The 6662-nt window shown below is 68.5% G+C and carries 6 protein-coding genes; 1 reads left to right on the forward strand and 5 read right to left on the reverse strand.

The features are described 5' to 3' along the window. Positions 1–23: 23 nt before the first annotated feature. Both GQS65_RS05025 and GQS65_RS05030 read right to left on the reverse strand, forming a co-directional pair. Positions 24–509 (reverse strand): hypothetical protein, encoded by a 486-nt coding sequence (locus tag GQS65_RS05025; RefSeq protein ID WP_158203582.1) that lies wholly within the window; start codon positions 507–509, stop codon positions 24–26. After that, complete coding sequence (locus GQS65_RS05030; protein WP_158203583.1) at positions 506–1990, reverse strand: heparinase; 1485 nt, start codon at positions 1988–1990, stop codon at positions 506–508. The genes GQS65_RS05025 and GQS65_RS05030 overlap by 4 nt, the downstream gene beginning before the upstream one ends. Positions 1991–2096: 106 nt before the next feature. Here GQS65_RS05030 and GQS65_RS05035 point away from each other — a divergent pair, with 106 nt between their 5' ends. Beyond that, positions 2097–3488: a sulfatase family protein gene (locus tag GQS65_RS05035; RefSeq protein WP_158203584.1), complete on the forward strand. Its 1392-nt coding sequence runs from the start codon at positions 2097–2099 to the stop codon at positions 3486–3488. Positions 3489–3515: 27 nt separating this feature from the next. Here GQS65_RS05035 and GQS65_RS05040 read toward each other — a convergent pair whose 3' ends face one another. The 3 genes from GQS65_RS05040 to GQS65_RS05050 all read right to left on the reverse strand — a co-directional run. Continuing rightward, positions 3516–3938, reverse strand: a complete 423-nt coding sequence (locus GQS65_RS05040) for a heme-binding protein (protein ID WP_368279840.1) — start codon at positions 3936–3938, stop codon at positions 3516–3518. 113 nt (positions 3939–4051) lie between these two features. Beyond that, on the reverse strand, positions 4052–6307 hold the full coding sequence (locus GQS65_RS05045) for an ABC transporter permease subunit (RefSeq protein WP_158203585.1): 2256 nt from the start codon (positions 6305–6307) through the stop codon (positions 4052–4054). A 138-nt stretch (positions 6308–6445) separates the two neighbouring features. After that, positions 6446–6662, reverse strand: a 217-nt coding sequence (locus tag GQS65_RS05050; RefSeq protein WP_158203586.1) for a hypothetical protein, incomplete at its 5' end; no start/stop codon positions are given.

Here is a 6662-nt window from a genome sequence, read left to right on the forward strand (position 1 = left end):
CGGAGGTCCCGCCGGCGTCGCGTTCACTCCACGGGTCGGACGAGGAGTTCGACCCGCCGATCCGAGCCGTCGGTCTCGGCCGCACCGACGCGCGCTCGCCACACATCCGGTCGCTCGTCGGGGAACGCGTCGCGATACGACATGTCGACCGCGTCGGCGAGGTGTTCGACTGCCGTGACCTCGCCATCGGTTTCGATGCACAGCGCGCCACGTTCCCCGGTGACGAGCAGGTCGCCGCCGTCGTCGGTGATCGGGTGATAGGAGACGACGACGGATTCGAGGTCACCGCCGTCCTCACGGAAAGCGGCCTCGTCGGTGATAGTGACGGTGCCAGCGGCCCGGTCGAGCGCGACGGTTCGCCGAAGCGCGTCGAGGCCCGCCTCGTCGGGATAGCTGGCCGTGAGGTCGAACGCGATGGATGCCCGGTCGGCGGGGCCGTCACCGAACGCCGTCCGGTCGAGGGCCCGCGCGGCGTGCTCGCGGCCGACGGCCTGCTCGTGGCCGTTCACGACCGGGACGGAGTGGCCAAGCGACCGAGCTGTGAGGAAGTCGTAGCGGCCGTTACCGCCGTACTCCCGGCTGTAGCTCGGCGCGCGAGGTCGGCGAGCAGCGACTCGTCGCGGTGGCTCACGACGAAACTCCCACAGTCGTTGTGGTTGTGGGGTTCGCCGTTGTGGCCGCCTTTCGTCGCCACGACCAGCCCGTCGGGGTCGGCCGGGTCGGCGCGGGCGACCCACCAGTCGTTACCGCTGAAGAACGCCGTCGCTGGCGGTGCGTACCGTTCGCCGGTCGCTTCGGTTCTGATGACGTCGTCAACGCTCGCCGCCCGAACCAGCGACGGTACGTCGACCGGCGGGAAGTTGTGCAGGTCACCGGCTGGAGTCTCGTCGGTGAGCACGCGCCACCCGTGAGCGACCACGGCCGGGTCGTCGAACCACTCGCCCAGCCGGAAGAACGTCGACGGTCGGGGGGCATAGCGCTCCAACGAGTCGTTGAATGGGGGGTAGCGGCCGGGACGGAACCCCACACGGTGTGGGAACCGCGCGATGGCACGGACGACCGGCGGCTCGAACAGCGAGTACCGACCCTCGGTCCGCGCGTCGAGATGGGCGGCGAGCTCGGCGTAGTAGCGCATCCCGTAGTCCCAGTACATCACGCCCTCGGGGGTCGACCCGTCGGCATCGAAACAGTCGAGATAGCCGCCGAGGCTGTGGACCGCCTTCGTGACGATGCGCCCGAGGCGGTCGGTGTCGTCTTCGAGTACGGAGAGCGCGGTAACGGCGGTTCGACTACTGCAGACCGCGTTCCAGTTGCTCGCCTCGTGCAGCCACCAGAAGTCGTCGCGCGCCTCGTACGGTTTGAAGAGCCGCACGTCGATTTCCTCGCGGAGCCGGTCACGGACGCCGGCTGGAAGGCGGTCGCCGAGCAGGTGGTCGACCTCCGCGAGTTCGTGGGCCGTCCAGACGGTGTAGTGGGTGACGTTGCGGTCGGTCGGCGCGACGGTCCGGGCCGGCCGTGGCAGGCCGTCGACGCTCGCGGCGGCCTCGACCTGCCGGGGGTTGAGCCACGAGGTCTGCTCGCAGAGTGCCCAGACGTGCTCGACGAGGGTGTCGAGCGACCGGCCGTCGCGGTCGAGACACTCGGCCAGCGCCAACACTGTCGCTCCGCGTCGCTGTCGACGGAGCGTCTCGTAGTACGACCGGGACTTCCGCCCGTGCTCGGCGACGTCCTGGAACTGTCGGGCGCTCACGCGTGGAACCGGCTCTTCGCGATAGGCCGTGGCTTCCGTTCGGAGCCGCCCGACGACCGACGCGAGCGTGTCGTCGCCGCGAATGGACGCCCACACCTCGGCGTCGTCGTACGTCGGAAGCGGCGTGATTCCCTCGGATGCACCGAGCGCCGTCGTCAGTTCCTCGACCGACCACTCGCTGGGCGGGTACGTGTGGGACGGACCGTCGTCGTCCCCGTCGGTTCCATCACTCACGGGCATCCCCGGACCGACGGACAGGAGCGTGATAAACCTTCCCAGGGGCCGGGGTGGTTACGCCCACTGGCCCCAGTAACCTACTTGCCGGCCGCGTTTGAACGTCCGTCTGATGTCCACGTCCATCGATACCAGGGGTCACGATGGCCCTGACGTTGTCTTCCTGCACTGTCACGACCTCGGTCGCCATCTCGGCTGTTACGGGGCGGCCGTCGAGACGCCGCGCATCGACGCACTCGCCGGCGAGTCCGTCCGGTTCACGAACTACCTCGCGGCCGCGCCGACCTGCTCGCCGAGTCGTGGGAGCCTCATGACCGGCCGATACCCGCACCGAAACGGGCTGATGGGACTGCAGCATCGCGGCTGGGAACTGCACGACGACGAGGTGACCTTCCCCGACCGGTTGCGCGCGGCGGGGTACGACACCCACCTGTTCGGCGTCCAGCACGTCTCGGCGGACCCCGACCGGGTCGGATACGACCACGTCGGCGAGGAGTCGACCCGCGCACACGACGTGGTCGACGCCTTCGCCGAGACGCTCGACGACCGCTCGGGCGACGACGCGCCGTACTTCGCGTCGCTCGGCTTCCACGAGCCCCACACTCCGTTCCGCCGCGACGGCGTCCCCGACGGGACGTACGACCGCTACGACCCCGACACGATGGACCTCCCGTCGTTTCTCCCCGACACGCCCGACGTCCGCGAGCGGCTGGCCGAGTACCGCTCGCTCATCACGGGCGTCGTCGACCCGGCGGTCGGGCGTGTCGTCGATCTACTCGACGAGCGAGGACTCGCCGGGGAGACGCTGCTGGTCGTCACGACCGACCACGGCATCCCTTTCGAGCGGGCGAAGGCGACGTGCTTCGACGCGGGACTGGCGTGTGCGCTGGTGGTTCGTCCCCCCGCCAGGTCGTCGGCCACGCCGGCCCCGGCGGGGACGGTCCGTGACGAACTGCTCAGCGGCGTCGACCTCGCGCCGACGCTGCTCGACCTCGTGGGCGTCGAGCCGCCCGACCGGGACCTCGACGGCCGCTCGTTCGCCCCGTTGGTGACCGGGGTGGGCGAACACAGCCCCAGAGAACGCCTCTTCGCCGAACAGACGTGGCACGCGGGGCTCTCGCCGAGCCGAGCAATTCGGACGCCCGAGTACAAGTTCGTGATGAACGCGACGACGCTCGTCGCGCACGCGGGCAAGAGCGTTGAGCACCCGGAGGGGCGGATCGCCCCGGAGGAGGAGCTGTATCGACTCGATGCGGACCCCGACGAGCGCGAGAACCTCGCGTCGGACCTGACGCAGTACGACGGCCCACCCCACCAGCCCCGCGAGGAGTGGCTGGCCGCCGCCTCGGACCCGAACCCGGACCACGTCGAGGCGCTGGGACGACTCCGAGCGGCCCTGCTGGGGTGGATGGCGGCGACCGACGACCCGCTCGCCGACGGCTGTCTCCCGCTGTCGACCCGCGAGCGGTCGCGGTGGCGACGCGACGAGCAGTCCACGTCCTGACCGACCCAGCACGCTCGTGGGAGCGACCTACTCGCTGTCGCCCGCCACGAACGCGTCGGCACCAGCCGTCGCGACGGCCACGTCCTCGTCGACGCTCCCGCCGCTGACGCCGACCGCACCCAGCACCGTGCCGTCGCGGTCGAGCGGGACGCCGCCGCCGAACACCGCGAGCCGGTTCCGGTCGGCGGAGGCGAGACCGTAGACGTCCCCGCCCGGCTGGCTCGCTGCCGTCAAGTCGGCCGTCGGCTTCTCGGTCGCGGCCGCTGTGTACGCTTTCTCCCTGGACACCTCGACGCTGACGAGTGTCGCACCGTCCATCCGGTGAATGGCCACGGGCGTCCCCTCGGCGTTGACGACCGAGACCGTCGCGGCGATTCCGAGTCGGTTCGCTTTCCCTTCGGCGTGCTCGACGACGCGTTTCGCGTCCGCGAGCGGCAGTATCGTAACCACGAGTGAGTGTGAGGGCTGTCGGCGTAATAACGCTCCGTGTCGTCGAAAAACGGGATCGAGACCCCCGTGAACGGGCGGGCCGATCCGTTGGCGGCGTGGGCGTGAGAAGCCCGCTACTCCACGCGCCCGCCGTCGGCCGCGACCGCGCCGTCGCTCCCCTCGCTCGTCTGCTGGCTCTTCATGTGTTTCGCCCGGATACGTGGGTTGAAGATGCGGTCCATCCCCTGCCCGAGCAGGATGAGCCCGAGCGAGAACAGCACGATGGTGAGCATCGGGGCGAGGAACCAGTGGGCGTACGCCATGTCCAGTAGCGCCCCGGAGTTGTACGCGTAGTTCATCATCACGCCCCAGTTGAACGTACTGAACGGCAGGATGCCGAGGAAGTACAGCGCGACCGAGGAGATGATGACACGACGCGCCCCGGTGACGAAGTTGACCATCACCAGCGGCATCAGGTTCGGCAGGATGTCCCGAGAGACGATGGAGGACGTCGAGACGCCGATGGTCCGTGAGGCCTCGACGTAGCTCTCCTCGCGGATGGTGAGCACCTGCGAGCGCAGCGCCCGGGAGAACCCGGCCCAGGTGTGCGTCGAGAGGAGGATACCGACGACGACGGGGTCCTCGGGTTCGATGATGGCTGCGAGGACGATGATGAGCGGCAGGCCGGGGATGGTGATGACGATGTCGGAGATGGCCATCATCAGTCGGTCGACGGCCCCGCCAGCGTAGCCGGAGAACGCTCCCCAGACGGTGGCGAGTCCGGTCGAGAACACCGCGCCGGCCGCGACCATCTTCAACATGTCCGGTGTCGCGTAGACGATCTGGGCGAAGATGTCCTTACCCGTGTCCTGCGTTCCGAACGGACGGCGGAGTTCGGGCCACGGCGTGAACTCGATCCAGCCACCGGGCTGCCAGAGGGCGGCGACACCCCCCCGGAACGGGGGCAGGAGGTAGTCCGACCCGGTCACCGGCGTCGGGACGAGTGGTGTCAGCGTCCCCAGCCCGAGCCCGAGCGTCGCGTTGAGGAACGGCATGATGTCGTTGTTCCACCACTTCGGAATCAGGACGATGGCACCCATCAGCAGGAACGTCGAGACGACGAGGAGGCCGATGCGGGCGCGGTAGTCCGTCCACGCGACCCGTGCCGTCGCGAGGACGTACTCGTCGAACGACTGGCGAAACCGCTCGCCGCGCGTCAGCGATTCGTCCGCACGCGTCTCGAACAACGAGTCCGAGGCCCCGGTGGCTCCCGCGCCGTTCGCTCGTGCGCGGTCGGTCGCCGCGCCCGACGACGGGCTTCGACCGAGTCCCTTCGCCCAGCGTCGGAGCTTCGCGACCGCTCCCCGGAAGCTCATTCCCGAGCCGCTCTGGTCGTCGTCGGCCGACGCGCGGGGGTCGATGAAGCCGTAGGTGAGGTCGGCGACGTAGACGCCGAAGATGGTGCCGAAGCTAACGAACAGGAACCCGCCCATCAACAGGGTGTAGTCTTTGGCGTCGAGGCTCTGGTAGATGTAGTAGCCCATCCCAGGGTAGGTGAAGATCTGTTCGAGGATGATGGAGCTCCCGAACAGCGTCCCGATGGCGAGCATGATGCTCGTGTACATCGGGAGGATGGCGTTGCGAGCGACGTAGCGTGTGACGATACGACGCTCTGAGAGGCCGCGCAGGCGGGCCACCCGGAGGTAGTCGCTGCCGAGGACTTGGATGCTGTTGCCCCGCATCTGGAGCGCCCGGTTGCCGAACCCGGCGACGACCAGCGCCGCGATGGGAAGCGCACCGTGATAGAGGACGCTGACGACGAAGTCGACGTTCAACCCGGGTGTCAGCGAGTTGTCTACCCGGCCGCCCGTCGGGAAGAGGTTCCACTGATAGCCCAGAAACCAGACGAAGATCACGGCGACGACGTAGAACGGTATCGACGTGAGGACGATGGACGCCACCGACGAACTCACGTCGAACCGGCTGCTCTCGGCGTACGCCATCGCCGCGCCCAGGAAGATGCCGATAGCGAAGATGAGCAACAGCGACACTGCCGACAGGAAGATGGTCCACGGCATCGCGTTGGCGAGGATCTCGGCGACCGGCTGGTTCGTTCGGATCGACTGCCCGAAGTTACCGGTCAACAGCCCGCCGAAGTACTCGAAGAACTGCGCCCACATCGGCTTCTCCGGGCTGATGTTCGTCCGAACGGAGATGATACGCTCGATCTGCTCGGGGGAGTACCGGCCGCTTCGAACGAGTTGGGCGCGAAGCGCCTCGATGGGCCCGCCCGGCATCACCCGGAACAGGAAGAACGTCAGCATGACGACGGCGATGAACGTCACCACCGCCTGCACCGTCCGCCGAACGAAGTATTCGGCGCTGGTCATCGGCTATCCCCCCATCGGTCGGACGCTCCCCGCACTCCCGTGGCTCGCGAGAGTCCGAGACGTGTCCGGCGAGTGATCTGCGCCACGGTTTGACACAGCTATGCTCACCCATCACATATATCTTTCTTCGCTCGACCGCTATCGGTCGGTTCGCGGATAGGTGTCGAGGACCCACGCTACCTGCTCGACTTGCTCCGAGGGGCGCTCGGTCTCCTGGTAGAGGGCGAGCAGCGCGTCGGGGTCGACGTAGAGGTACGGACCGGCAGGACACATCGCCGCCAGCGGGTCGCGCCCGACCGCTTCGGTTGGCCGGTGCTCGGGCCATCGCTCCCCGAGTCGGTCGGCGAGCCACCGG

Source organism: Halomarina oriensis, from assembly GCF_009791395.1.
GTDB lineage: Archaea > Halobacteriota > Halobacteria > Halobacteriales > Haloarculaceae > Halomarina > Halomarina oriensis.

Excerpts from the sequence above, each read along its gene's own strand:
- GQS65_RS05035 (WP_158203584.1), top strand. The coding sequence starts at position 2,097 with ATGTCCACGTCCATCGATACCAGGGGTCACGATGGCCCTGACGTTGTC.
- GQS65_RS05045 (WP_158203585.1), bottom strand. The coding sequence starts at position 6,307 with ATGACCAGCGCCGAATACTTCGTTCGGCGGACGGTGCAGGCGGTGGTG.
- GQS65_RS05030 (WP_158203583.1), bottom strand. The coding sequence starts at position 1,990 with ATGCCCGTGAGTGATGGAACCGACGGGGACGACGACGGTCCGTCCCAC.